This window comes from Pseudodesulfovibrio thermohalotolerans, from assembly GCF_021353295.2.
GTDB lineage: Bacteria > Desulfobacterota > Desulfovibrionia > Desulfovibrionales > Desulfovibrionaceae > Pseudodesulfovibrio > Pseudodesulfovibrio thermohalotolerans.
In genome coordinates, this window is the sequence record NZ_CP120635.1 from 1,056,102 (window position 1) to 1,080,698 (window position 24,597).

22 protein-coding genes are annotated in these 24,597 nt (G+C 61.6%); 7 read left to right on the forward strand and 15 right to left on the reverse strand.

Annotated elements, in window-relative coordinates:
• Position 1: 1 nt before the first annotated feature.
• The 9 genes from LF599_RS04775 to LF599_RS04815 form a co-directional block, all read right to left on the reverse strand.
• On the reverse strand, positions 2-772 hold the full coding sequence (locus LF599_RS04775) for an indole-3-glycerol phosphate synthase TrpC (protein WP_279522488.1): 771 nt from the start codon (positions 770-772) through the stop codon (positions 2-4).
• Complete coding sequence (trpD, locus tag LF599_RS04780; protein ID WP_279522489.1) at positions 762-1,769, reverse strand: anthranilate phosphoribosyltransferase; 1,008 nt, start codon at positions 1,767-1,769, stop codon at positions 762-764. The genes LF599_RS04775 and trpD overlap by 11 nt, the downstream gene beginning before the upstream one ends.
• Positions 1,770-1,773: 4 nt before the next feature.
• A complete protein-coding gene (locus LF599_RS04785; RefSeq protein ID WP_269941533.1) occupies positions 1,774-2,346 on the reverse strand; it encodes an anthranilate synthase component II in 573 nt (190 codons plus the stop codon).
• Complete coding sequence (locus tag LF599_RS04790) at positions 2,327-3,793, reverse strand: anthranilate synthase component I family protein (protein WP_279522490.1); 1,467 nt, start codon at positions 3,791-3,793, stop codon at positions 2,327-2,329. Before LF599_RS04790 ends, LF599_RS04785 begins: the two co-directional genes overlap by 20 nt.
• 241 nt (positions 3,794-4,034) lie before the next feature.
• On the reverse strand, positions 4,035-4,805 hold the full coding sequence (locus LF599_RS04795) for a prephenate dehydrogenase (RefSeq protein WP_279522491.1): 771 nt from the start codon (positions 4,803-4,805) through the stop codon (positions 4,035-4,037).
• Between the two features lie 22 nt (positions 4,806-4,827).
• Positions 4,828-6,168, reverse strand: a complete 1,341-nt coding sequence (gene aroA / locus LF599_RS04800) for a 3-phosphoshikimate 1-carboxyvinyltransferase (RefSeq protein ID WP_279522492.1) — start codon at positions 6,166-6,168, stop codon at positions 4,828-4,830.
• Positions 6,165-7,268 carry a prephenate dehydratase gene (pheA, locus tag LF599_RS04805; RefSeq protein ID WP_279522493.1) on the reverse strand — a complete coding sequence of 368 codons (1,104 nt, stop codon included), beginning with the start codon at positions 7,266-7,268 and terminating at the stop codon, positions 6,165-6,167. The genes aroA and pheA overlap by 4 nt, the downstream gene beginning before the upstream one ends.
• A 179-nt stretch (positions 7,269-7,447) precedes the next feature.
• The gene (locus tag LF599_RS04810) at positions 7,448-8,431 is read right to left on the reverse strand and encodes a 3-dehydroquinate synthase II family protein (protein ID WP_279522494.1); all 984 of its coding nucleotides are present in this window, start codon (positions 8,429-8,431) and stop codon (positions 7,448-7,450) included.
• Between the two features lie 10 nt (positions 8,432-8,441).
• Positions 8,442-9,239, reverse strand: coding sequence for a 2-amino-3,7-dideoxy-D-threo-hept-6-ulosonate synthase (locus LF599_RS04815; protein ID WP_269941530.1), 798 nt, complete (start codon positions 9,237-9,239; stop codon positions 8,442-8,444).
• 553 nt (positions 9,240-9,792) lie between these two features.
• Between LF599_RS04815 and LF599_RS04820 the strand changes: the two genes are divergently transcribed.
• From LF599_RS04820 to LF599_RS04830, 3 genes are all read left to right on the forward strand, one after another.
• On the forward strand, positions 9,793-11,151 hold the full coding sequence (locus LF599_RS04820) for an ammonium transporter (RefSeq protein WP_279522495.1): 1,359 nt from the start codon (positions 9,793-9,795) through the stop codon (positions 11,149-11,151).
• 39 nt (positions 11,152-11,190) lie between these two features.
• Positions 11,191-11,523 carry a P-II family nitrogen regulator gene (locus LF599_RS04825; protein ID WP_269941529.1) on the forward strand — a complete coding sequence of 111 codons (333 nt, stop codon included), beginning with the start codon at positions 11,191-11,193 and terminating at the stop codon, positions 11,521-11,523.
• A gap of 122 nt (positions 11,524-11,645) precedes the next feature.
• Positions 11,646-12,881: an EAL domain-containing protein gene (locus LF599_RS04830; RefSeq protein WP_279522496.1), complete on the forward strand. Its 1,236-nt coding sequence runs from the start codon at positions 11,646-11,648 to the stop codon at positions 12,879-12,881.
• Between the two features lie 84 nt (positions 12,882-12,965).
• Here the strand turns inward: LF599_RS04830 and LF599_RS04835 are convergent, their stop codons facing one another.
• The 4 genes from LF599_RS04835 to panC form a co-directional block, all read right to left on the reverse strand.
• Positions 12,966-14,594: a glutamate synthase-related protein gene (locus LF599_RS04835; protein ID WP_279522497.1), complete on the reverse strand. Its 1,629-nt coding sequence runs from the start codon at positions 14,592-14,594 to the stop codon at positions 12,966-12,968.
• Between the two features lie 310 nt (positions 14,595-14,904).
• On the reverse strand, positions 14,905-16,074 hold the full coding sequence (gene metK / locus LF599_RS04840; RefSeq protein ID WP_269941526.1) for a methionine adenosyltransferase: 1,170 nt from the start codon (positions 16,072-16,074) through the stop codon (positions 14,905-14,907).
• A 27-nt stretch (positions 16,075-16,101) separates the two neighbouring features.
• Positions 16,102-16,488, reverse strand: a complete 387-nt coding sequence (gene panD / locus LF599_RS04845; protein ID WP_269941525.1) for an aspartate 1-decarboxylase — start codon at positions 16,486-16,488, stop codon at positions 16,102-16,104.
• A 2-nt stretch (positions 16,489-16,490) separates the two neighbouring features.
• Positions 16,491-17,342 (reverse strand): pantoate--beta-alanine ligase, encoded by an 852-nt coding sequence (gene panC, locus LF599_RS04850; protein ID WP_279522498.1) that lies wholly within the window; start codon positions 17,340-17,342, stop codon positions 16,491-16,493.
• 190 nt (positions 17,343-17,532) lie between these two features.
• Here panC and LF599_RS04855 point away from each other — a divergent pair, with 190 nt between their 5' ends.
• On the forward strand, positions 17,533-19,956 hold the full coding sequence (locus LF599_RS04855) for a tetratricopeptide repeat-containing diguanylate cyclase (protein ID WP_279522499.1): 2,424 nt from the start codon (positions 17,533-17,535) through the stop codon (positions 19,954-19,956).
• A 193-nt stretch (positions 19,957-20,149) separates the two neighbouring features.
• Here LF599_RS04855 and LF599_RS04860 read toward each other — a convergent pair whose 3' ends face one another.
• Entirely contained in the window at positions 20,150-21,397 is a 1,248-nt protein-coding gene (locus LF599_RS04860; protein ID WP_279522500.1) for a M48 family metallopeptidase, read from the reverse strand.
• 213 nt (positions 21,398-21,610) lie between these two features.
• Between LF599_RS04860 and LF599_RS04865 the strand changes: the two genes are divergently transcribed.
• Positions 21,611-22,453, forward strand: coding sequence for a tetratricopeptide repeat protein (locus tag LF599_RS04865; protein WP_279522501.1), 843 nt, complete (start codon positions 21,611-21,613; stop codon positions 22,451-22,453).
• Positions 22,454-22,601: 148 nt separating this feature from the next.
• On the opposite strand, the gene LF599_RS04870 is transcribed toward LF599_RS04865, so the two are convergent.
• Entirely contained in the window at positions 22,602-23,063 is a 462-nt protein-coding gene (locus LF599_RS04870; protein ID WP_279522502.1) for an NHL repeat-containing protein, read from the reverse strand.
• Positions 23,064-23,159: 96 nt separating this feature from the next.
• On the opposite strand from LF599_RS04870, the gene LF599_RS04875 reads away from it, so the two are divergent.
• Both LF599_RS04875 and LF599_RS04880 read left to right on the forward strand, forming a co-directional pair.
• A complete protein-coding gene (locus LF599_RS04875) occupies positions 23,160-24,050 on the forward strand; it encodes a LysR substrate-binding domain-containing protein (RefSeq protein WP_279522503.1) in 891 nt (296 codons plus the stop codon).
• A 92-nt stretch (positions 24,051-24,142) separates the two neighbouring features.
• A complete protein-coding gene (locus tag LF599_RS04880) occupies positions 24,143-24,568 on the forward strand; it encodes a hypothetical protein (protein ID WP_279522504.1) in 426 nt (141 codons plus the stop codon).
• Positions 24,569-24,597 lie beyond the last annotated feature (29 nt).

A 24,597-nucleotide genomic window follows, 5' to 3' on the forward strand; every position in this document is an offset into this window, starting at 1 on the left:
TTTAGCGGACTCCCGCCAGCTCGGCCAGCATGGCGCCGGGGTCGTCGGCCTCCATCAGCGATGTGCCGACGAGTATCGCGTCGAAGCCCAGCCCGGCCATTTCCTCCACCTGGGCGCGGGTGGACACGCCGCTTGCGCATATCCACAGCTCGCCGTCCCGCTTCTGTTTGATGAAGCGGCGGCCTTGGTCCAGGGAGGTTTCCAGGGTGTCCAGGTCGCGGTTGTTGACCTGGATGACGTCGGCTCCGGCCTCGCGGGCGCGGTCCAGGTCCGCCTGGTCGAATATTTCGACCACAGGGGTCAGGCCGGGCATCCTCGCGATGTCGACGAGCTGCTTCAGGTGGGCGGCGTCGTCGCACATGCGGGCGATGAGCAGCACGGCGGAGGCCGGGCTGGAGGCGGTCATGGCCACCTGGAGCGGATCGATGACGAAGTCCTTGCGCAAAAGCGGCAGTCCCGGCCCGTTCATCATGAAGAGGAAGTCGGGGGTGCCCTTGAAGAACTTGTGTTCGGTCAGTACGGAGATGGCCGCCGCGCCGTTTTCGGCATAGGCGTCGGCGAAATCCAGGGGGTTGGCGTTTTCGCGCAGCATTCCCCTGCTCGGGCTGGCAGGTTTGAACTCGGCGATGATCGCGCCCGGCCCCTTGGCCTTGATGGCGCCGATGAAGGAGGGGCGTTCGCCCCGGAAGGCGGCGGGAATGCGTCCCGCCGCGAAGTCCTTGTGCAGCGACTCGATTTCGAGCCGCTTGGCCTCACGGAATTTATTCAGCATAGGGGATTCCTTTTGTCAGTCCGGCATGAACCACGTCGCGGGCGATATCGGCGCATTCGGCCATGGTGCCCTTGTCCAGCAGATTCAGGCACCCTGCCAGATTGAGGGCCACCATGTCCATCATGGCCTCCGGCCCCTTGCCCGCCAGGATGGCCCGGAGCTTGTCCACGGCGTCCTCTTTGCCGGTGACGCGCACGTCCTCCGGGGAATGGCGCGGGAAGCCCAGGGTGCCGGGGTCGACCACTGCCTTGTCCATGCGGCCGTCGTCGATGATGTAGCCTCGGTTGACGCCCCAGGTGGTCAGCTCGTCGAAGCCGCCCGCGCCTGCGAAGATGAGGGCGCGGCGCACGCCGGTCAGGAGCAGGGTCTCGCCCATGAGGAACAGCCGTTCGGGATCGCCCACGCCGATGAGCTGGTGCGACGGGCGGACCGGATTGAGCAGCGGCCCCATGAAGTTGAACAGGGTGCGAACGCCTAGCTGCCTGCGCACGGGCATGATGTGCTTGAAGGCCGGATGGTAGGACGGGGCGAACAGGAAGGCGAAATTGTATTTCGCGAGGCCCGCCGCGGCTTCCTCCGGGGTCTGTTCCAGCGGGATGCCCAGCCCTTCGAGGGCGTCGGCCGAGCCGCAGGAGGACGACTGGGCGCGGTTCCCGTGCTTGGCCACGGTGCAGCCCATGTCCGCGAGGAACAGGGAAACGGCCGTGGAGTTGTTGAAGGAATGCTGGCCGTCGCCGCCGGTTCCCACGGTGTCGAAGATGGGGTTGTCCGGAGTGGCCTTGATGCCGGGGATGGTCCGCGCCTGCGCCAGACAGGCGCGCACGCCAGCGGCCAGGTCCGTGGAGTCTTCGCCCTTGGCGCGCAATCCCATGAGGAACGCTCCGGATTGGGCATCGGTCAGGTTGCCGGACATGAGTTCGGCGAACATGAAGTCCGCCTGATCGTCGGTCAGGGCGTGTTTCTGGGCCAGTATTTCAAGTATTTCGGCTATGGTCATAGTCTTATCCTTTTATTTTGAGGAAGTTTGCGAGGAGCTTGGGGCCTTCGGGGGTGAGGATGGATTCCGGGTGGAACTGCACGCCGTGCCAGGGCCGGTCCTTGTACCGCAATCCCATGACCTCGCCCTGTTCGGTGCGGGCTGTGACCTCGATTTTGTCGGCGGCCTTCTCAGCCGGGACGATGAGGGAGTGGTAGCGGCAGACCGTGAACGGGGAGGGCAGCCCTTCGAACACGCTCCGGCCCTCGTGGAAGACCTCGGAGGTCTTGCCGTGCATGATCCGCCCGGCGCGTTCAACGGGCGCGCCCGCGAAGTGGCCCAGGGTCTGATGCCCCAGGCAGACGCCGAGCACCGGCGTTTCCTTGGGGAGCCTGGCCAGGAACTCCAGGCAGAAGCCCGCGTTCTCCGGATTGCTCGGTCCGGGTGAGAGGCAGACGCGTTCCAATTCGCCGCTTTCGGCCAGCTCCAGGACTTCTTCCCGGTCGTTGCGGATGACCACAGGGTCGGCATCGAGCTGCTGGAACGCCTGCACCAGGTTGAAGGTGAAGGAGTCGAAATTATCGATCAGCAAAAACATCGGTGCCTCCCTTGCCGGTGATGACTTCGAGGATCACACGGGCCTTGTTGTTGCATTCGACCCATTCGGCCTCGGGGTTCGAATCGTAGACGATGCCCGCGCCCGCCTGCCAATGGCAGACGTTGTCCCTGATCCACATGGAGCGGATGGTGATGCCGGTGTCGAGGCTGACCTCGCCGTCGTCCAGGCCTATCCAGCCTATGCAGCCCCCGTAGGGGCCGCGCGCTTCGGGTTCCAGCTCGGCGATGATCTCCATGGCCCGGATTTTGGGCGCGCCGGACAGGGTCCCGGCCGGGAAGGTGGCCTGGAGCACGTCCACGCCGTCCAGTCCGTCCTTGAGTTCGCCTTCCACGTAGGAGGTCAGGTGCATGACGTGGGAGAACCGTTCCACGTTCATGAATTTCTCCACGGTCACCGTGCCGGGTTTGGAGATGCGGCCCAGGTCGTTGCGGCCAAGGTCCACAAGCATGACGTGTTCGGCCCGTTCCTTGGGATCGGCCAACAGATCCTCTTCCAGGCGGATATCCTCCTTCTCGGTCTCCCCGCGCCAGCGGGTGCCCGCGATGGGGCGCACTTCGAGGCTGCCGCGCGCGGAGCGGACCATCATTTCGGGCGATGAGCCGAGCAGAGTGGTCCCGCAGGTCTTGCCCATGGAGGGGCAGTCCGGGAATTTCATATAGAACATGAACGGCGATGGGTTGGCCTGGCGGAGCCTGCGGTAGATTCTGAACGGCTCGTCGGGCAGGGGCACGGAGAACCGGGTGGACAGGACCACCTGGATGCATTCGCCCTCGGCGATAAGCTCCTTGCACCGCGCGACCCCGGCCATGTATTCCTCTTTGCCGGGGTGCACCTCGGGCGCGCCGGTTTCGGGAGCGGTCAGGTCGGCCCCCCATTGGATCGGAGCGGGTATGGGCGTGGCTCCTTCGTCCAGGGAGAGGTAGCAGCAGGAGTGGCGCAGATGGTCGAAGAGAACCATCTGGCCGGGCAGGACCAGGCACGCCTCGGCGTCCTCGGGCCTGCATACGTCTTTCAGTTTGCGCTCGAACATCCCGGCCACACCGTAGCCGAAGTAGCCGTAGAGGCCGCGCGTCAGGCCGGGCAGCCCGTCGCGGCCCACGGCCGGGGAGGCGCCGGTGGCCTCCTGCTCGATGGAGAGATGTTTGACGACTTCCTTGATCCCGGCCAGGAAGTCCATGCCCTCGAACTCCTTGAGGGGCGAGAGCCTTTCGTCGGAGGCCTCGACGACCAGCTTGCCGTCCACGGGGTGGAGCATGAGGCGGTAGTCGAAGGCGATGAGGGAGTAGCGGCCGAGCCGCCCGTCCACCTCGGCGGATTCCAGGAGAATGCCGGGTTGGTCGCCCACAAGTCCCATGTAGAGGGAGATGGTGGTTTGCACGTCGGCAGGCATCCATTTGCCGTGCTGCGTGAGGGGTATTTTCTGCATTGCGTATCCTTCGCACTCCTCGCGCGCGGAGCGTGCGCTCCACTCACAATCGTGCCGGTTTTGGCTGTTCGTTAATGATATGGCCTAGGTATGACCTGCCATCCCTTGATCTTCTTGTGGTTTTCCCATTTCTTTCACGTACCGTTCATCATGTTCTCCTTCAAAATAAAGCCGCACCCTTGGTCGGGGTGCGGCTTCGGTTACAGGTGTAATCGTGTGCCCGGCGAAACGCCGCACCCCATCAATAAGATTCTTCGTTGCGCCACCACCACTGGGCCCGATCGGCCAGCAGGTCGAGATCGCCGCCGGCGGCCAGGCTGAGATAGGACATGAACTTGCGGCTTACTTCCTGCAAAAACGGGTTGGCCTCGGAGATGATCTCGAAGAGTTCCATGTCCTGGGTCAGCATTTTCGCGGCCGAGTCAAGTCTGCGCCGGAAGGATGGAGTGACGTAATTGCGGATGCTCTCCACATCCCGGGCCGCGGCCAGGAAGGCCACGGTGGAGGTATAGTTCAGGCCCTGGATGTAGGCCATGGCCCGGTCGTGCTCCTCCGGGTCGGAGGCGAAACAGCCGTAGCCGCAGCGGGTGAACAGGTCGGCCACCAGGGCCGCGGCGTCCGCGTCGCGGTCGCGGCCGGGCATGACCGCCACTCTGGGCTCGAATCCGTCGGGAACCACGGGGCCGAACAGGGGGTGGGTGCCCACCACCGGCCCCTCGTACCGGGCCGTCATGGCCTTCACCGGCATGATTTTCACGGAACCCACGTCGCAGAGGATGGTCGGCGCGGCAAGCATCGGCAGCATTCGGTCGAGCACGGCGTCCATGGCCGTGACGGGCACGCTGAGCAGGAGCAGGTCGCATCCGTCGAGGGCAGCGCGCACGTCTTCGTCCGAGGAGCCCCGGTCCAGGCTCGTAACGTTCAGGCCGAGTCCGGCGAAGTCCGTCGAGAAGCGGCCGCCCATCTGCCCGTTCGCGCCCACGACGGCTATGTTGTGTATTTCCGTTGCCATGATTTCTATCTGTCCTTGCGGGTTAGCCGACGATCTTCTTCCACTCGTCGAAGAAGCCCGGGAAGGATTTGTTGACGCATTCGGGGTTGTCGAGCGTGGTTTTGGCTCCGGCCAGTTCGAACAGGGTCATGGCCATGGCCATTCTATGGTCGTTGTAGGTCTTGAACTTCACTTCGCTGTCGCGGGGCGGACGTCCCGGGCGGATGGTGAGCGAATCGTCGGACGCCTCAGCCTCGCAACCGGCGCGCGTCAGCTCGGCGGCGCAGGCCGCCAGCCGGTCCGTCTCCTTGAGGCGGAGATGGGCCACGTTGTCGATGGTCGTCGGCGTGGCGGCGAAGGCGGCCACGGCGGCCACGGTGGGAACCAGGTCGGGGCAGCGGCCCATGTCGACTCTTATGCCGCGCAGTCTGCTCGGCTCCACCAGGATGCCGTTGAAATTGACTTTGATGGAGGCTCCCATCTGGCTGAGGATGTCCATGATCGCCCGATCGCCCTGAAGGGAGTCGGCGGCCAAGCCTTTGAGGAGCACCGGGCGCGAACCCACTGTCCCGGCGGCGAGAAAATAGCTGGCGTTGGACCAGTCTCCCTCGACCATGTAGCCGGTGTTCTCGTAGCCGGTCGGCTTGACGATGAAGCGGACCTGGCCGGGGGTCACGCCCTTGATCGAACGCCACGGCACTTCCTTCCAGGCGCGGTCTTCCTTGATCTCCACGGCGAATCCTGCCTTGAAGTCCTCCATGATCCGCAGGGTCAGGGCGACGTAGGGCCAGGACACGGCCTTGTCACCGGTCACCGCGATGGTCGTCTCGTGGTCGGCCATGGGCGCGCCCAGGAGCAGGCCGGACAGGTACTGGCTGCTTTCCTCAAGGGTGATGTCCACGCTCTTTTTTCGGTATCCCCCGGCGGTCATGACGAAGGGGAGGAAGCCCTTTTCCCCCTCGAAATCGAATTTGGCTCCCAGGTTCGACAGGGCGTCGGTCAGCTCGGCCATGGGGCGCTCGTGCATACGCGGCGCGCCGTGAATCCGGAAGACGCCCTTGCCAGCGGCGGCCACGGCGGTCATCAGACGGCAGGTGGTCCCGGACTCGTGCATGAACAGCTCACGCGGCTCCTCGTCCTTGTGCTTGCCGTCCGCGTTGGCCCCCTTGGGGCCGTCCTCCATGCCCGTGACAACCAGCTTGCCGTCCTTTTCCTCAATGGCGGCTCCGCAGGCGGTCAGGCAGTCGCGGGTGCGGGTAATGTCGTCGGAGTCGAGGACCGAGCTGATTTCGGACACGCCTTTGGCCAGGGCGGCGGCGATCAGGGTGCGGTGGGAGAGGGACTTGCTGGCCGGAGCATTGACGATGATCGGATCCTTGGTCATTGGATTTCCTCCTGAGTGGGGTAGGTGCCCAGCACGCGCAGTGTCAGGCATTGGTCTCGGATGTCGCCCAGCACGTCTTCGTATCTTTCGCCGCCCAGATCGCAGGCCAGGTCGGCGAAGAAGACGTATCGCCATTTCTCGCCCCGGTAGGGACGGGATTCGAGCTTGGTTACGTTGATGCCCTGGTGGGCCAGGGTGGTCAGCACACGGGCCAGCGCGCCCGGTCGGTTGGGCGTGGTGAAGAGTATGGATGTCTTGTCGCGCCGGTCCTCTTGGGATGGGGCCGCCCCGATGATGATGAACCGGGTCCAGTTGTCCGGCAGGTCCTCGATGGATTCGGCCAGGACGTTCATGGCGTGCATGTCCGCCAGCTTGCGGTGGCCGACCACGGCGGCGGCTTTTTTGCCTGCCACCACTTCGGCGGCTTCGGCCGTGGATTCCATGGGGATGGTCGGCACGTCGCGCAGGTGGGAGTGGAGCCATTCCCGGCACTGGCCCAGGGGCTGCGGGTGGGAGTAGATGACCTCGACGTCCTCGACGCGCTCGGCCCGGGAGATGAGGCAATGGCTGATGCGGCTGAAGACCTCGGCCTGGATGTAGACCTTGTATTTCATGAACAGGTCCACCACCTGCCCCACGGTGCCCTCAATGGAGTTTTCGAGCGGGATGACTCCCAGCTCGGCCCCTTCCTCGGCCACGGCCCGAAAGATCTCTTCAAAGTTGTTCTTGGGGGTCAGGGAGGCGGACGAACCCATGTGCTCGACCGCCGCGAAATAGGAGAATGTGCCTTCCGGGCCGAGATAGACCACCCGTTCGGGCCGCTGGAGGTGGCGCGACGAGCTCATGATCTCGCGATAGATGGTGCGCAGGTGCTTGTCCGGCAACGGGCCGGGCGAGGAGTTGGCGATCTTGTCCATCACCTCCTGCTCGCGGAACGGCTTGTATATGGATTCGCCCTTGGCCGCCTTGTAGCGGCCGACGCTCAGGGACAGCTTGGCCCGCTGGTTGAGCAGGTCCACGATCCGCTTGTCCAGCGTGTCGATGGAATCCCGCAGTTCCCCGAGATCGGGAATGTCGTTCCTGTCTTTCGTGTCAGCCATGTCTTCTCCAGGAGTGCCTTCGGGCATCTCGGCCCCTCGGCAACGGGTTCTTTCTCGGACCCTTCCAATACGTGTTTTCGAGCGGGGTTGCGTTATTTCATATAATAATGCGTCATCGAACGCTTTTTCTCAATCCCCGCGTCCCGTTAATCTTCAAGGGAGTTCGGAAAATGGGGTGCCTAGCCTTCCTTGATCTCTTCCTTGATGCGCATACCGAAGTGGCGTCCGGCCTCGTCGGTGCGGACGAGGATCTTGTCGCCGACCTTGAGCGTGACGACGGATACGGGTTCGCCCTTGTCCGTGACCACGCGGATGGTCTCGGCGTTTTGCAGGAAAACCTGGCCGGTTTTGGTCCCGTTCGCGGTCTTGGTCTCCGCGGTGATGAGCAGCATGGGCCTGACCTCGACCTTGACGCGGCCCACGGTTGCCAGCGAGGTGGTCCCGTCCGCGCTCACAATGAGCACGTCCACGCCTGCCGCGAGTTCTTCGAGGTAGGTGGTCTTGTCGCCGGGCATCTGGGCGTAGGCGTGAACCGCGCCCGCATTGATCCGGAAAGGCCGAGCGGCCACATAGGGGTTGGATTCGGTCTCGGCGTGGACGAGGAAGGAAAAGGCGCTGGAGTTGCCGATGAGCATTCCCTGGCCTTTCTTCAGCATGGAGATGGTGTCCACGCAGACGCGATGGCCCAGACCGGTGGGCTCGATGGCCGTGATTGTGGCGGTTTGCAGTTCCATGGTTCCCTGGGAGAGTTTGAGTTCGGCGACGATTCGCTTCAGGTCGGCTCCGCCTTCGGGCAGGACCACGATGGTGTCGCAGCCGCGTTCGAGGATTCCGGCGGCGAGCACGGCGCGGTCCAGGGATTCGCACTCCAGGGCCAGAGAATCGACCTGGGCCAGGATGTTTTCCACGGGGATGATCTCCCATCCCTTTTTGAGAACCACGTCCTTGCCCGCCTTGATCTCCTTGACCGTGGCGTCTTCATCGGCCTTTTCGGTCAGCTCGACGACGGGCATGTCCTCGGGGGTGATGACGGTGACGCGGCCAAGTGCCCTGACGGCCTCTGCATGGTCCTTTTCGACCATGACGGCGTCAACGCCGGATTCGAGTGCCAGGGTGACCAGGGTTTTGTCGAAGGGAACGGATTTGAAGATGATTTTTTTCATGGCTGCTTCGCTATGCGTTGAGGTGGTTGAGGGCGGCCTCGACGGATTCGTCGTTGTGCACGACCATGTTCAGGGCCTCGACCAGACGGGTGGGGTTGTCGTGCTGGAAGACGTTGCGTCCCACGGACAGGCCCGCGCCTCCGGCTTCCAGGGAGTCATGCACCATCTGGAGGAACGCCTCGGTGCTGTCGAGCTTGGGGCCGCCCGCGATGACCACGGGGATGCAGCAGGCGTTGCACACGCGGGAGAACGAGTCGATGTCGCCGGTGTAATTGACCTTGACCACGTCCGCGCCCAGTTCGGTGCCCACGCGGGCGCAGTGGGCCACGATCTCGGGGGCGTATTCATTCTTCACCTTCGGGCCTCGGGCGTAGACCATTGCCAGGAGCGGGATGCCCCAGTTGGATGCGTCGGAGGCTATTTTCCCGAAATCGTTAAGCATGGCGGCTTCGGTTTCATCGCCGAGGTTGCAATGGATGGACACGGCGTCCGCGCCGAGCCGGATGGCGTCCTCCACGGAGGCGACCAGGGATTTTGCGTTGGGGAAGGGAGAGAGGGAGGTGGAGGCGGAGAGGTGGACGATGAGGCCGATGTCCTTGCCTTCGGCGCGGTGGCCGCAGCGGACAAGGCCCTTGTGCTCAATGACGGCGTTGGCCCCTCCGTCGACGACCTTGCCTACCGCCTCGCGCATGTCGACCAGTCCGTCGATGGGGCCGACTGTCACGCCGTGGTCCATGGGGACGATGATGGTCCTGCCGGTGTTGCGGTTGAAGATGCGCTCCAACCTGATGGCTTTTCCGATGTGCATGTTGTTTCTCCTCTGAAGTTGGTTCCCTCAAGGAGCCGGGCTGGACCGGCGACCGGTGCAAAAAAACAAGGGCCGCCGGCTTTCGCCCGCGGCCCTTGAAGAAGTTTTCTATCGGTTGTGTGATCCACCAAAAGGTTACACAGCGCCTCTTCCAAGCCCGCGAGCGTGGCTATACCAATACCAAAAGTAAAAGTTGGAAAAGTATGCGGTGGTAACGATGGAGGTCTTCATGGCTTTTAGAGCTACACCTCTAGGGCCGATCTGTCAACAAAAACATATGTTACGATTTCAGGTAGATAGCGTTATATGTATTATAAAAGTGCGACCGGCGGTCATTTTTGTTTGATTTAACATTTTTTTACAAATTGACAATTTTGGTGCATTTTTTACCATGCAAAAATGTACTTTATGACAAAAATGAAAAAATATACTCATTTTGAAACGGTCGAAAGTGGCGATTTTACATGGATAGCAACAAAAAACGCAATTGGCACGACTCTTGATAGAAAGGAGGCAGGTTAGAAACGCTTTCCATTCAAAGAGGAGTATCGCAATGTTTTCGAGAAAGTCCCCGACCCATGTTTCCAAGAGGCTCGCCATCGGCGCGGCCGTATTGGCGGCAGCCCTGGCCCCTTCCTTTGCCTACGCTCAGGATGTGGAGCTGCTCACCCAGTCCAACGCCAACATCCTTTGGACGCTCATCGCCGCCTGTCTGGTCATGATTATGCAGGCCGGATTCGCCTGTGTCGAGGCCGGATTCACCCGGGCGAAGTCCGCTGGCAACATCATGATGAAGAACTTCCTGGACTTCGCGGCGGGGTCCATCGTCTTCTTCCTGTTCGGTTTCGCCGTCATGTTCGGCCTGGATGCGGGCGGGTTCATCGGAACCTCCGGCTACGCGCTGAGCGGCGTGGCCGAGGGCGACATGATGTGGACCTACACCTTCTGGTTCTTCCAGTCCGTGTTCGCCGCCACCGCCGCCACCATCGTTTCGGGCGGCATGGCCGAGCGCACCAAGTTCGGCAGCTACATCGTCGTGTCCATCGTCATCTCCGGCCTGATCTATCCCATGTCCGGCCACTGGGCGTGGGGTTCCCTGTGGTTGGGCGATGACGGCGCCGGTTGGCTGGAAGCTCTCGGCTTCTGCGACTTCGCCGGTTCCTCCGTTGTCCACTCCGTGGGCGGCTGGATAGCCCTGGCCGGAGCTCTGGTGCTCGGTCCGCGTATTGGCAAGTATTCCGAGGACGGAAAGGCCAAGGCCATCCCGGGCCACAACATCCCGTTGGCCGGTCTGGGCGTCTTCATCCTGTGGTTCGGCTGGTTCGGCTTCAACCCCGGTTCCACCACCACCGCCGACGACACCATCGGCCTGATCGCCATGAACACCTCTCTCGCGGCCTGCGGCGGCACCCTTGGAGCCATGTTCATCTCCTGGCTCCGCTACGGCAAGCCCGACATCTCCATGACCATGAACGGCGCGCTGGCAGGTCTGGTCGGCATCACCGCCCCCTGCGCCACCGTCACTCCCGGTCCTTCCATCATCATCGGCCTGGTGGCCGGCGTGCTGGTCGTCATGTCCATCGAGTTCATCGACAAGGTTCTCAAGATCGACGATCCGGTCGGCGCGGCTTCGGTCCACGGCGTCTGCGGCGCATGGGGCACCATCGCCTGCGGCCTGTTCAATACCGACGGCGGTTTGTTCTTCGGTGGCGGTATGGGGCAGCTCGGCGTGCAGCTTGTCGGCGTGGGCACCTTCTTCGTCTGGGCCTTTGGCTGCGGGTTTATCCTCATGAGCATCGTCAAGGCGATCTTCGGCATCCGCGTGACCAAGGAAGAGGAGCTTAAGGGGCTGGACATCGCGGAGCACGGCTCCGAGTCCTACAACGGCTTCCAGCTCTTCAGCAACGAGTAGTCGAAGCGCAACCAAAGATCATTCAAGGAGAATAATAAAATGAAGCTCATCATTGCATACATCAGGCCCGAAAAGCTCAACGACGTGAAGCAGGCCCTGTACGCCCAGGAAATCTACTCCCTGTCCGTGACCAACATCCTCGGCTCCGGACGCCAGAAGGGATTCACCGAGACCTATCGCGGCGTGCAGATGGAAGTGAACCTGCTCAAGAAGGTCCGTCTTGAAATCGGCGTGAACGACGATTTCGAAGCAAAGGCCGTCGAAGCCATCCTGTCCTCCGGGCAGACCGGCACCGAAGGCGACGGCGTGATCTTCGTGACCGAACTGACCAAGGCCCTGCGTATCAGGACCGGTGAGGACGGCATCCTCTAGAGCGGATTGCGACAATATAGCCGGGGCGGACCGATCGGGCCGCCCCGGCACAAAAGCGGCGACAACCACTCGGTACCATAAGCATAACGGCCGACAGGCGAGATATTTCAAGGTTGACCGCAGTGCCCGACATACTAGAGATCATTGAAAATCGCTTCCTGGTCACGCATTTCCAGCCCCAGGTCTCCCTCAAGCGGAAGGCGGTTGTGGGACTGGAGGCGCTGAGCAGGGGGTTCGACCCCCAAAGCGGAGATATCATACCTCCTACCCTGCTGTTCGAGCAGGCCCGGGACAGGGCATCCCGGCTCGCCCTGGACCGGGCCTGCCGAACTAGCGCGGCGGAGTCCTTCGCGGCTCTCCTGCGAAGGGACAAGGGGCTGATGCTCTCCATGAACATCGACGCCTCCTGCATCAACGAGGAGACGCGCGGTTCCTGCCATCTGCTCAATCTGGTCACCCGCTGCGGCATCAGTCCCGGCAATGTGATTATCGAAATCATCGAGTCCCGGTGCGAGGACATCGACGCCCTCATGGCCTTTGTCCGATTTTACAGGGAGCGCGGCTTTCTTATCGCGCTGGATGATGTGGGGGCTGGGTTCTCCAACCTGGACCGCATTCCATTGCTCAAGCCGGATGTCATCAAGCTGGACCGCACGCTCGTAAGCGCGGTGGACCAGCAATTCCACAAGTTGGAAGTGGTCCGCAGTTTCGTTCAGATGTCCAATCGGCTCGGCTGCCTGGTTCTGGCCGAGGGGGTGGAGACCGCCGAAGAGGCAATGTGCCTGCTCTCCAACGGGGTGGACGTGTTCCAGGGATTCTATTTCGCCCGGCCCGCCCCGGGGCTGGACGCAGTGCCCGGCATGGCTTCCAAGGTCGATGCGCTGGCCGAGCGGCATCGGGAAAAACGCACCCAGCAGATAGCCGACGCAAAGCGGCTGTATTCCAGTTACGATCTGACCGTGCTGACCATGTGCCAGTCACTGGCTGAAACGCCCGCCAAGGGCATGGCGTCGGCTTTGTCCGGTTTCGTCGAGACCTACGACACCGTGGAGTGCCTGTACGTCCTCGACATGCGCGGCAACCAGATATCGGACACGGTCTGCGACCAGGGCCGACTCAAGACCTGCAAGCGGTTTCTGTACGAGCCCGCCATGGCGGGTGCGGATCATTCGCTCAAGGAATATTTTCTGCCCATCCAGGCAGGGCTGGAGAAGTTCACCACCCGTCCGTACATCTCCCTGGCCTCCGGCAACCTGTGCATCACCATTTCGCACGTCTTCTACCACAAGAGCAGCGGCAGGCACCGCATCCTTTGCGTGGACATGTCTCGCGAGGAAGAGTCCGCCTGCGGCCGGTAAAGCCGGATCGCGCGGGCGGGGCGAAAGAAAAAGGGGAGAACCTTCCGGTCCTCCCCTGCGTAATTCAAAGCCGGTGCTCCGGCGTTACATATCCAGAATCTTCTTGGCGGTCTCGTCCATGATGTCGGTGATAAAGCCGATGCCGGTCTCGCGTTCGGTCTCGCGGTTGCCCGAGGCGATGTCCGCGCGGCTGATCTCGTTGAGCCGGAATTTGCGTGCGCCGCACATGAGCTGCTGCAGGGCTGCGGACAGCTTGTCCACGAGGCTCCAGATGCCCACCGCACCGAGGGGGATGTTCTTCATCTCGTCCGAGCCGACGTACTTTTCCACATCCTGGTAACAGGCGTAGATTTCCTCGGGGGTCTTGCCGTAATTGGAAACAGCGGCCGGGAGTTTGTCCCAGTTGCCGTGAACGGCCGCGCGGCGTTCGGGGAAGAGCGCGCCTTCGATGTTGGCGCCCAGGAAGCCGGGGATCATCATGGCGCGGCCCATACAGATAAGCTTGGTGTAGGGAGCGCCCATGGCCAGGGCCTTGAAGATGTTGCTGCCCTTGGCGAAGCCGCCGGCGAAGGACATATCCACCACGCGCTTGCCGCTCGCGGCCAGACGGGAGGCGTACTCGTGGGCCTTGGCGTGGAGTAGAATGGAGGGCACGCCCCAGCTTTCCATCATGTTCCAAGGGCTCATGCCGGTGCCGCCGCCGGAACCGTCCATGGTCAGCAGGTCGAGTTCGGCCTCGGAGGCGAACTTGATGGCCATGGCCAGGGCCTCCATGCCGTAGGAGCCGGTCTTCAGGGAGATGCGCTTGAAGCCGATCTTCCGCAGGTAGTTGATCGAGTTCATGAACTCGTCGCGTACCTGTTCGTAGGTCGACAGGTTCGTGTAACCCAGCCTGCTGTGCCGGGCGAAATGCTTGATCGATCCTTTGGCGTAGCCGTCCTTGACCTCGGCCTTTTCGGGATCGGGGTCGACCAAGTAGCCGCGCTCCTTGAGGAACTGGGCGTATTCGATGCTGGAAACTTCGATCTCGCCGCCGATGTCCTTGGCACCCTGACCCCATTTGAGCTCGATGATGACCTTGTCGCCGTACTTCTCGGCCACGTATTCGGCCACGCCGTTGCGGGTGTCCTCCACGTTCATCTGGACGATGATCGCGCCATAGCCGTCATAGTAACGCATGTAGGTGTCGATGCGGCGTTCCAGTTCGGGGGCTTTGCGGATGCGCCCGTTGCTGATCTCGGCGTTGCGGTCGACACCGACAACGTTCTCGCCGATGACGATGGGGGCGCCCACCAGGGCGCAGCCCACGGCAAAGGCGTCCCAGTACTTGGCGGCGATGAAGGTGGAACCCAGCGCGCCGGTCATGAAGGGCACCTTGCACTTGGTGATCTCATGCGCGCCGAAGGAGGTCTCCAGGTTGACGTCGGTGAAGAGCAGGTCGGAGTCGGTGTTGGCGGCGCCCATCGCTCCATAGTTCAGGCCCTGGATCCTGAGGGAATTGTAGGACACGCCCACATGGGTCGTGTTGCCGCTGCCCGCGGTAACCATACCGAAATCGCGGGGGTAGAGGATTTCGCGTCCGCGCATGGACGAGAGCCAGGTCTCGCATTTGCCCTGACAGTCCGCCCTGCACAGGGTGCAGAGACCGGATTCAATGGCGTTGCCGCGGTTGACGCTGCCGATGACGTCGTTGCTTTTAGGATAGTTGTTCATTCGAGCTCCAAATGGAATCAAGAGTAGGTTGAAATTGAACAAGTCTGTAATAAAGGTGAAAATCCCTAGCAGGAAGATGTAGGAAAGTCATTAAAAAATGCCATTTTTGGGCAACAAGAGGCTACAAAAATGTATTTTTTTATCTTTTTGTAATAAAATAGGGAACTGATGCGGAAGGAGCGGAGCCGTTTTGGACGGCGGTGCGCAGTGGCGGAACGCAGTGGTTTTGCGCCACAAGGGAGGCGGATGGGAAAAAGGGGGTGGGAGCAAAGCTCCCACCCCCATGGTCATGTCTGGCGTATGCCGGGCGTTAGATCTTGCAGGCGGTGCGCAGATCGGCCACGGCATCGGTGGCTTCCCAGGTGAACTCGGGAAGCTCGCGGCCGAAGTGGCCGTAGTTGGTGGTTTTGCGGAAAATGGGGCGGCGCAGCTTGAGCCGCTTCTGAATGTAGTAGGGACGCATATCGAAGACTTCGGTTACGGCCTTGGTCAACTGCTCGTCGGAGACCTGTCCGGTACCCCTGGAGCTGACGACGACGGACACGGGTTCCGCCACGCCGATGGCATAGGCGATCTGAACTTCGCACATGTCGGCCAGGCCGGACGCGACGACGTTCTTGGCCACATAACGGGCCATGTACGCGCCGGAGCGGTCCACCTTGGACGGGTCCTTGCCGGAGAACGCGCCGCCGCCGTGCGCGCCGGCGCCGCCGTAGGTATCGTTGATGATCTTGCGTCCGGTCAGTCCGCAGTCGCCCACGGGGCCGCCGATGACGAACCGGCCGGTGGGGTTGATGTAGGTTTTCAGGTGCTCGTCGATGAGTTCCTCGGGCAGGGACTTCATGATGACTTCCTGAAGGATGGCTTCCTTGAGGTCGGAATACGCGATGTTCTCGTCATGCTGAGAGGAGACGACCACGTTGTCGATGCGCACGGGCTTGCCGCTCTCGAACTGCACGCAGACCTGGGTTTTGCCGTCCGGGCGCAGGAAGTCGAGGATGCCCTCCTTGCGCACATAGGTCAGGCGGCGGGAGAGCTTGTGGGCGTAGTAGATGGGGGTGGGCATGAGCGTCGGGGTCTCGTTGGTGGCGAAACCGAACATCATGCCCTGGTCGCCCGCGCCCTGTTCCTCGGGCTTGGTGCGGTCGACGCCCTGGGCAATGTCGGGGGACTGCTTGTCGATGGACGAGATGACCGCGCAGGTCTGCCAGTCGAAGCCCATGGTGTCGGAGCTGTTGTAGCCGATGCCCTTGATGGTCTCACGGACGATGTCCGGGAAGTCGGCGAAAGCGGTGGTGGAAATTTCACCGGCGATGAAGGCCATCCCGGTGGTGACCAGCGTTTCACAGGCCACACGGGCGTTTTCGTCCTGGCCGATTATGGCGTCCAGGATGGCGTCGGAAATCTGGTCGGCGACCTTGTCCGGGTGGCCTTCGGTCACGGATTCGGAAGTGAAAAGGTATTTGCCTTCAATCTGCATCGGACCCTCCTTCAGGGATGCTGCTTGCTACGACAGGAAATCCTGGTTGATGAGCTCGCACTCAAGGATTTCGTCGACGGTGTTGTTCTTGCTGGCGATCACGACCCTGGGTTTGCGGGTCTTTGCTTCGTTTTCGTCCAGCCACATGTAGGCGGCGATAATCACGCGCTGTCCGACTCCGCCCTTGTGGGCGGCAGCCCCGTTCAGGCAGATCTCGCCGGGTGCGCCGGGGATGGCGTAGGTGGTCAACCGTTCGCCGTTGTCCAAATTGTAAACGTCCACCTGCTCATAAGGCAGCAGACCAACGGTTTTCATCAGTTTGGTGTCGATGGAGATGCTGCCCCGGTATTCCAGGTTCGCGCAGGTAATGGTGGCGCCGTGAATTTTGGCGCTCAGAAAACATCTTTGAGCCACGGTTATAATACCTCTAAGAGTATATTGTCGATGAGTCGGGCCTTGCCCATTTGCACGGCCACGGCGGCCAGCGCGTTGCGGGATATGGTCTCGACAGGGGAAATTTCGTCGGGGTCCACGATCTCGATATAGTCCACCACGCCCATGGGCAGGGCTGCGGCGTATTCATCGGTCAGGAACCGCTTCAGAGTTTCGGCATCGCGTTCACCGCCGCGGACCTTTTCCGCCAGCTTGAGCAGCCCCTTGCGGATGTTCGGGGCGGCGGCGCGCTCCGTGTCCGTCAAATAGGCGTTGCGGGAACTCAGGGCCAGGCCGTCCTCCTCGCGGACGATGGGTTGGCCGATGAGCCGGATCGGGATGTTCAGGTCGCGGACCAGACGGCGAAGGATGGCGAGCTGTTGCCAGTCCTTTTCGCCGAACACGGCCACTTCGGCCTGGGTGAGCATGAACAGCTTGGTAACCACCGTGCATACGCCCCGGAAATGGACGGGCCGGCTTGCCCCGCAAAGGTGTTCGCCGAGTCTCGGCGCTTCCACCCACGTGGCGTGGTTGTCCGCGTACATGGCTCCCGGTTCGGGCGCGAAGACAAGGTCAGCGCCGTGGGCTTCGGCCTTGGCGCAGTCGCTCTCGAAGTCGCGAGGGTAGGAGGAGAGATCTTCGTTCGCGCCGAACTGGGCCGGGTTGACGAAGACGGAGACCACCAGCCTGTCGCACTCGGGCCGCGCCCGGTCGATGAGGGAGGTGTGTCCGTTATGCAGGTAGCCCATGGTCGGGACGAGGCCGACGGCAAGGCCCTGCTTGCGCCAAGCCAGGCATTGGCGCTGCAATTCAGTCGGATTGGTGATGATTTTCATGGTTTGCCTCTGAGCTTGGTGAACAACTGACAGATTTGAGGTCGGGAGTCAAACAAAATGTTTATATCTGGATACATTGATATAGTTGGTTTGAGAAGGGCGGAAAGAGGAGTAAAAACAGGAGTTGTCACACTCGATTCCCCAAACTTTTGTTTGAGAAAAAACGGCCCTCGTAGTAGCCTGGCATATTATGAGGACAAATAAGGACATCTTCTCGGACCGGGCTACGTCGCTCACTCCCCAGGAGCTGATCGACTTCGAGCACACCATCAAGGACTGCATGGCGGAGTTCGTTCCCTTTTCCTCCTACAGCCTGTTCTTTCCCCGTGAACGATCGGACGTCATTCCCGACCCCGAGTTCCGCCGGGAGGACAACGAGCTGATTCTGCCCATGGTCTTCAAGGGCGAGATGATGTGCTATTTCATCGCCAAGGGCGTGCGGCTCAAGGCCCCGTCCACGGCCCCCAAATATCTCATGGCGCTGGCTTCGTCCGTGCTCGAAAAGCTGGCCCTGTACAAGAAGGCTGTCACCGACCCCCTCACCGGCCTGTATTCACGGAACTTTTTCTTCGAGGAATTGGAGCAGGCCATCGAGCAGGTTCAGGACTGTCTGTCCGCGGGCAGTTGCCGGGCGGCAGTGGAGGCCCGCGAGCCGGAAATCACCTTTTCCGGCACCTTCGGGGTCATCTTCCTCGACATGGACACCTTCCAGCCCATCAACGAGCGGTACGGCTACCTCAAGGGCGACGATATCCTGGGCGAAGTAGGGCGGCTGCTCCATCTGGTCTGCCCCAAATACACCACAGTGTCGCGCTTCGCCAACGACAAGTTCGCCATCCTGGTGCCTGACGCCAAGCCCCACGCATGTTTCCAGCTCTCCGAAGTCATTCGCTCGGGCCTGAACAAGCTTTCCTTCACCGACGACATCACCAACGACACCATCACCGTTTCCGGCAGCCTGGGCTATGTCTGTTATCCCCAGGGGCTGGAGGGCGCGCAGTTCCGGCGCACTTCGTCCGAGCAGGCGCGCATGATCGTCCGCAAGGCGCGCAAGGGCGTGGCCGTGGCCAAGGACCAGGGACGCAACCGGGTCTTCGGCTATGCCGACATCCTGTCCAAGGGTGGCCGGGTTCTCGAAATTTTGCCTATGAACCGTATGGTTGTCTCCCTGGGCGAAGCGTCCGGGGCCAAAGTGGGCCAGCGTTTCCTGGTGCGTTCGCCCAAGTCCGGCGGGATCGCTTCCGCCTCCCTGACAGAGGACGAGCGAATTTCCGGCCGCTATCCGGCCATGTACAAGGGCGAGGTGGTGCTGGTGGAAGTTCAGGACGACATCGCCTTTGCCGAGGCCCTGCATCTCGGCGACGCGGCCTGGTCCGTGGAGCCCGGCGACCGGCTCAATCTTATCGAAGGCGACGAGAGCCTGTTTTCCCCCGAACAGGAGATTCGGGACGACTCCATGCCGAGCCACGACGGGGCGACCCAGCTTCTTCGCTACGGCGAATTCGTTTCCTGGTTTTCCAAGGCCCGCCTCAAGCCGGAGTCCTTCGGCCTTTCCCTCATCCGCATACTGGATCAGCCTGAAGAGGGCGACCGCTATCGGGACGGCATGGATCACATGGCCCGCGACGTGGCCAAACTCGCCAAGGGCGTGTTCGGCGACTCGGCCACCGGAGGCCGGTTCGGTCTCAACGGCATGATTTTCTTCACGGATGGCGTGGATCGGCAGACCCTTATGGACCGTTCTCTCGAACTTGAAAAGGCGGCCCTCAGGACCCTCGGCCTCAAGCTCGCCGTGGGTTCGTCGCGTTTCCCCTTCCTCAATTTCGACCGGGCGGACATGCTTGAAAACTGCCGCATGGCACTGGAACACGCCCTGCTTTTGCCCGATCCCCGCGTGGCCGTGTTCGATTCCATTTCTCTCAATCTCTCTGCCGACCGCCGTTTCATGGATGGCGACATCTACGGGGCCATCGAGGAATTCAAGCTCGCCCTGCTCGACGACGACAACAATTTGCTGGCGCGGAACTCGCTCGGCATTTGCTACGCCCAGCTCGGCAAGTTCGAGGAAGCCCGCCACGAGTTCGAGCGGGTGGTGGAGCTGGACAAGGGCGATATCCTCGCCCTCTACAACCTGGGGTGGGCGAACCATCGTCTCGGTGACCTGGAGAGCGCGGAAAAAACGTACCGCCAGTGCCTCAAGGCTGAGCCGGGGCATGTCTATTCCCTCATGCGGCTCGGCTCCATCGAGGAAAAGGCTAATCATCTCAAGAAGGCCGCGACTCTCTACAGCAAGGCTGCCGAACAGCCCGGCGGCGAACGTATGGTCCTCCGGCCCCTGGCCCGGGTGGCCTATCGCCAGGGAGACATCGAGGGCACCCGCGAATATCTCCATCTGGCCCTCAACGCCGACCACAACGACCATCAGGCCATGCACATGCTCGCCAAGCTGTATCTCGATCAGGGCGAAGACCCGCAGATCGCCGAGGTCCTGGCGCGGCAGTCTTCGGCGCTGGCCCCGGGCGTGAGCGCCTACTGGGACACTCTTGTGGAAGCGCTAGAAGCCCAGGGGAAGGGCGAGGAAGCCGCCATCGTCGCCGCCCGCGCGGCGGGGTAGGTTCGCCTCCGGTGCAATCTGGCCGTTTGAAGCCTTTGGCGGCTGGGGGAAGGGGAGAAAACGTCTTTTGAGAAAAGGACGTTTTCTCCCCTTCCTTCATTTCTTCTATCCCTGAACTTTTGGTGCCGCTTGGCGGTTTGCGGGCGCGGTGAGCTGGCGCGCTTGCGGGCTAGGTGTATGCGGGCGGTCGAGTCTACTTGGTTGTTGCGTGTGGGGCCGACAGGGCCTTGATGCGCGCGAGAACCGGGGGGTGGCTGTATTCGAGCCAGACCGTGAGCGGATGCGGGGTGGGGTTGGAAAGGTGCGAGGCGGACATCTTCTTCAGAGCCGAGATCATGGTCTCGGGGCGGCCCGTGGTTCGGGCGGAGAAGGCGTCGGCCTCGAATTCATGTTTGCGGGAGATCAGGTTGGCCGCCACGGAAAGCGCCAGTGAGAGCGGGGTGTAGAGCAGAACGAAGAAGACCAGTCCCGCGTACAGTGACTTGTGCGCCATGCCGAAAGCCGCGAACAGCCCGTCGGATTGCAGGAACAGGGACATGAGGTAGAAGACGACCCCGGTCTTTATGATGCTTATGGCCAGATGTTTCTTGATGTGTCCGAGCTTGGCGTGGCCCACTTCATGAGCCAGCACCGCAACGATCTCGTCGGCGTCCATTTCCTTGATGAGCGTGTCGAACAGGGCGATGCGCCGCCGCTTGCCGAATCCCGTGAAAAAGGCGTTGCCCTTGGTGGAACGTTTGGAGCCGTCCATGACAAAGATGCCGGACAGCTCAAACCCGGCCTTGTCGGCAAAGGCTTCGAGCTTGTCGCGCAGTTCGCCGTCCTCAAGGGGCGTGAACTTGTTGAACAGCGGCAGAATCCAGGTGGGCGCCACATAGGTCAACCCCAGAGAGAGAACCACCGCGAATCCCCAACACAGGAGCCATGCGTAGGAGCCGGTCTCGCGCAGGAAGAGCAGGATGCCCGCCACCAGCGCTCCGCCGATGATCGCGGTCAGGGCGATCCCCTTGACCCGGTCCATGATGAAGGTGGCAACGGTGGTCGTGTTGAAACCGAAGCGTTTTTCCAGGACGAAGGTGTGGTACGTCTCGAAGGGCAGGCCGATAACGCCCGCGATCAAGGCCAGGCCGCCGATGAATAAAAGGCCGGTGGCAAGGGGACCGGCCCCGGCGGCGCGGGCGATCTGGTCAAGGAGATTGAAGCCGCCGAGCAGGATGGCGGCCACCAGCACGGCGGTGTTGAAGGATTCCGACACCGTGGAGAATTTCATGGATTCCAGGGTGTAGGCCCTGGATTTGACATACGTTGCCTCGTCGAATACATCGGCCAGCTCCTCGGGCGGTTTCGGCTGCATGGCCTTGGCGGAGAGCCTGTCGGACAACATGCCCAGAAACCAGGCCGCAATCAGGGAACCGATGATGATGACGAGATAGATGTTCATGAAGCCCTCCCGGGGCTGAGACGGATCGCGTTGAATGGTTACGCTATACGGATTCGTCTCGGCTCGTCAACAGCGGCCGTCAGACGTATGGCCTAGGGGCTCGGAAATGCGGGACAATCGTGAGCGCGCTTGCCTATTTCCCGTGGCTGTATTAATTTGCGGGAGTTGCTTACCGCTTTTTCCCTAACGAAGGACGCCATGTCAGGAAGCCCCATGACCGCCAAGGAAATCCGCGAAGACATCGCGCGTGCCCGCGCCTACGCCAAGAAAAACGATTATCTGCGGACACTCAAGTGTCTGGCCAACGCCATTCGGGGAATGGTCACCAGCCAGGTCTACGGGGTGGAGAAGTTCGAGATTCAGGCCCACCTGGACGAGGCCCTGCGCGACCTGAACAAGATGAAGATGATCCAGAAGCTCTTCCCTGACGGACTCACGTACCGGAAGGGCAGGGAAAAGGCGTTTTTCCAGACCCTCATGCGGCTGCACCGAAAGCTCGGAGAAGCCATGGAAAAGGCCCGCGTGGCCAAGCAGCGCAAGCGTCTGGCCGTGCTGGACGACAACCTCATCAAGGCCGCGAAGCTTATTCGGGCGGGCCAGCCGCTTGAGGCCCGCAAGCTCTACAGCAAGATCGCCGAATATTTTCAGGACATCGAGGGCATTCATTCGGATATCGGCAATCGCATGGCCGCCTTCGGCCTTTTCGCCGAGGCCGTGCCCTACCTGAACAGGGCGTTGGAAATCCAGAACAACGACGCGCGCGCCCACAACGCGCTCATCCTTTGCTACGAGGGGATGCACGAGGTGGACAAGGCCATGGCCGCCATCAAGGATGCCATGCGCTGGCTCGGTCCCGGAGAGAACCTCTACCTGCGCCTTGCCAAGCTGTACCTGCACAAGCGGGAATGGGGCGAGGTCTTCAACAACGCCAAGGCCGCGCTGGACCGCAATCCTCTCAACGCCGAAGCTGCCGGGCTCATGAAGCAGGCCGAGCCCAAGATTTTCGCTTCGGCCAAGGGGCGCGGTTCTAAAAAGGCCCACGACCTGAATTTCTAGGCCGACTCCGGCCGTTTCTTTTCGGAAAGGGCGATCAAGCCCCTGTATCCATGGAATATTGCGCCGTCCGAACAGGGCGCGTTGAGAATGAGGGCGGGGCCGGGAACGCTCATCAGGCACGCCCCGGTCCCGTCCGGTTTAGTGGAGGCTATTTGGAAGCGTTGAGATTTTCGCGGGCCAGCCGTAGGATCGATCCTTCGCCCGTTGCCACGAGGAGATTGCCGTCCCGGTCGATGCTCAGGCCGGAGACCGGCCTGCCGCAATCATAAGCCCGGCTGACCGACCCGTCGGAAGCGATCAGAAAAATCGCGCCGGACACCGTGCCCACGAAGACCGTGCGCGACCGGCCGACGGCAAGAGCGGTGGGGGCTTCCACCTTGGCGTAAACCACGGGGTCGCCGTCCGGCGGAACGCACAACACTTCGTTTGCAGCGCAGTTCGTGGTATAGGCATTGCCCCGTCCGTCCAGAGCCAGTCCGGCGGCTCCCGGCAGATCGGAGCAGATCGTTTGCCTTGCTTCATCCCCGAGGGCCGGGAGGACCGCCCCCGGCAGGATCATGACGAGGACGAACGCCATGAAAAAAGTGTGAGTACGCGAGTAAATCCGCATGTCGTGCCTCCTTTGCGTTGGAGCCACGGTAGAAATGTGTCATTAATATGTCCAATACATATTTACACGAAGATTAATATTGATTAGGTCTGAATAATGGAATTGAGACAGATTACCTATTTCATCGCCGTGGCCGAGGAACTGCATTTCGGCCGGGCCGCCGAGCGGTGCCATATCGCCCAGCCTCCCCTGTCGCAGCAGATCAAGCGTCTTGAAGAGGAGCTCGGCGTCACGCTTCTTGAGCGGACCAGCCGGAGGGTGGCCCTGACCCCGGAGGGCAAGGAGTTCCTCAAACGGTGCAGGGATGTCCGCGACCGGCTGAACGAGGCGGTCGTCTGCATTCAGGACATGGCCAAGGGGTTGGAGGGCCAGTTGCGCGTGGGTTTCATCGGCCCGGCGTCGCTCTCCAGGCTGCCCATGGCCATTCGCGCCTTTCGCGAGCGCAACCAGCGTATACGTCTGGATTTTTCGGCGCAATCCACCTCGGAACAGTTGCCGCTTCTGCGTGGCGATCGCATCGACATAGCCTTTGTCCGTCTTTTCGGACATGACACCGGCGGGCTCAATTCCCTGTTGTTCCTGCGCGAACCCTATGTCCTGGCCGTGCCGGACGGGCATCCGTTCGCCGAGCGGGACGCGTTGGACATTACCGACCTCGAAGGCCAGCCGCTCATTTTCAATCAGCGTATCGCGCAGCCCGCGCTGTATCGGTCGCTGGTCGGCTCCTTCCACAAGGCCGGGTTTATGCCCAACATCGTCCAGGAAGTGAATACCGAGCAGTCCACCGTGGCTCTGGTCGCCACCGGCCTGGGATGCGCCCTTGTGCCCGCTTCAAGTGCGTCGGGCGGGCGGAACGGCGTGGTCTTCAAGCCTCTCTCCGGCGATCTCCCACAATGGGAGATTACCGCGCTTTGGAAAAAGAGCAATCAATCAGCAATATTGCAGAAATTCCTCGAAGTCGTGCGCGATTTCCGTCAGGTCAGTTAGAATCGGAAATGTTATAATCTGCGCGAAAACCTGTTTTCGTGCGGGCGCGTGTTGTATGCTGCACCCAAACCTGCAACGAAGGAGGGTGCGCCATGCGCAAGACAATGATTCCGTTTTTGGCCGCTTTGATCGGTTTTTGCGCCGTGCTCGGCCTGTCGCCATCCGTTTTGGCCGAGTCCGGGACGTTGGCGGTTTGCCTGTCCGGCTGTCGGCCCGGGGATGCCGAGTGCATCAACTGCTGCGCCGAAGCGTTTGCTTCGGGGGAGGAGCGGGCCATCGTTGAGGGCTACGTCGACTGCACCGAGAAATGCGAATCGCTGGAGGGGCTCAAGGCCCTGATGTGCTGCCGGGGTTGTCTGGAGCAGGCGCGCGCCGCAGGCGGCGCTGAAGCACGGACCGCCGATTTCGAATGTCCCAATTGGGTAGGCCCCGTTCCCTGCCCGGATTGCCAGACCTGGAGCCTTCGGCGTCAGCAATGCGTTCCCGCCCCCAAGGAACTTTGCAACGATACCAAATAACGGCTGTGCCGGGGGGCATCATCCCACTG

What these genes read in the sequence shown, in the direction of transcription:
- LF599_RS04775 (WP_279522488.1), bottom strand. Translation starts at nt 772, where the DNA reads ATGCTGAATAAATTCCGTGAGGCCAAGCGGCTCGAAATCGAGTCGCTG.
- trpD (WP_279522489.1), bottom strand. Translation starts at nt 1,769, where the DNA reads ATGACCATAGCCGAAATACTTGAAATACTGGCCCAGAAACACGCCCTG.
- LF599_RS04785 (WP_269941533.1), bottom strand. Translation starts at nt 2,346, where the DNA reads ATGTTTTTGCTGATCGATAATTTCGACTCCTTCACCTTCAACCTGGTG.
- LF599_RS04790 (WP_279522490.1), bottom strand. Translation starts at nt 3,793, where the DNA reads ATGCAGAAAATACCCCTCACGCAGCACGGCAAATGGATGCCTGCCGAC.
- LF599_RS04795 (WP_279522491.1), bottom strand. Translation starts at nt 4,805, where the DNA reads ATGGCAACGGAAATACACAACATAGCCGTCGTGGGCGCGAACGGGCAG.
- aroA (WP_279522492.1), bottom strand. Translation starts at nt 6,168, where the DNA reads ATGACCAAGGATCCGATCATCGTCAATGCTCCGGCCAGCAAGTCCCTC.
- pheA (WP_279522493.1), bottom strand. Translation starts at nt 7,268, where the DNA reads ATGGCTGACACGAAAGACAGGAACGACATTCCCGATCTCGGGGAACTG.
- LF599_RS04810 (WP_279522494.1), bottom strand. Translation starts at nt 8,431, where the DNA reads ATGAAAAAAATCATCTTCAAATCCGTTCCCTTCGACAAAACCCTGGTC.
- LF599_RS04815 (WP_269941530.1), bottom strand. Translation starts at nt 9,239, where the DNA reads ATGCACATCGGAAAAGCCATCAGGTTGGAGCGCATCTTCAACCGCAAC.
- LF599_RS04820 (WP_279522495.1), top strand. Translation starts at nt 9,793, where the DNA reads ATGTTTTCGAGAAAGTCCCCGACCCATGTTTCCAAGAGGCTCGCCATC.
- LF599_RS04825 (WP_269941529.1), top strand. Translation starts at nt 11,191, where the DNA reads ATGAAGCTCATCATTGCATACATCAGGCCCGAAAAGCTCAACGACGTG.
- LF599_RS04835 (WP_279522497.1), bottom strand. Translation starts at nt 14,594, where the DNA reads ATGAACAACTATCCTAAAAGCAACGACGTCATCGGCAGCGTCAACCGC.
- metK (WP_269941526.1), bottom strand. Translation starts at nt 16,074, where the DNA reads ATGCAGATTGAAGGCAAATACCTTTTCACTTCCGAATCCGTGACCGAA.
- panC (WP_279522498.1), bottom strand. Translation starts at nt 17,342, where the DNA reads ATGAAAATCATCACCAATCCGACTGAATTGCAGCGCCAATGCCTGGCT.
- LF599_RS04855 (WP_279522499.1), top strand. Translation starts at nt 17,533, where the DNA reads ATGAGGACAAATAAGGACATCTTCTCGGACCGGGCTACGTCGCTCACT.
- LF599_RS04860 (WP_279522500.1), bottom strand. Translation starts at nt 21,397, where the DNA reads ATGAACATCTATCTCGTCATCATCATCGGTTCCCTGATTGCGGCCTGG.
- LF599_RS04865 (WP_279522501.1), top strand. Translation starts at nt 21,611, where the DNA reads ATGACCGCCAAGGAAATCCGCGAAGACATCGCGCGTGCCCGCGCCTAC.
- LF599_RS04870 (WP_279522502.1), bottom strand. Translation starts at nt 23,063, where the DNA reads ATGCGGATTTACTCGCGTACTCACACTTTTTTCATGGCGTTCGTCCTC.
- LF599_RS04875 (WP_279522503.1), top strand. Translation starts at nt 23,160, where the DNA reads ATGGAATTGAGACAGATTACCTATTTCATCGCCGTGGCCGAGGAACTG.
- LF599_RS04880 (WP_279522504.1), top strand. Translation starts at nt 24,143, where the DNA reads ATGCGCAAGACAATGATTCCGTTTTTGGCCGCTTTGATCGGTTTTTGC.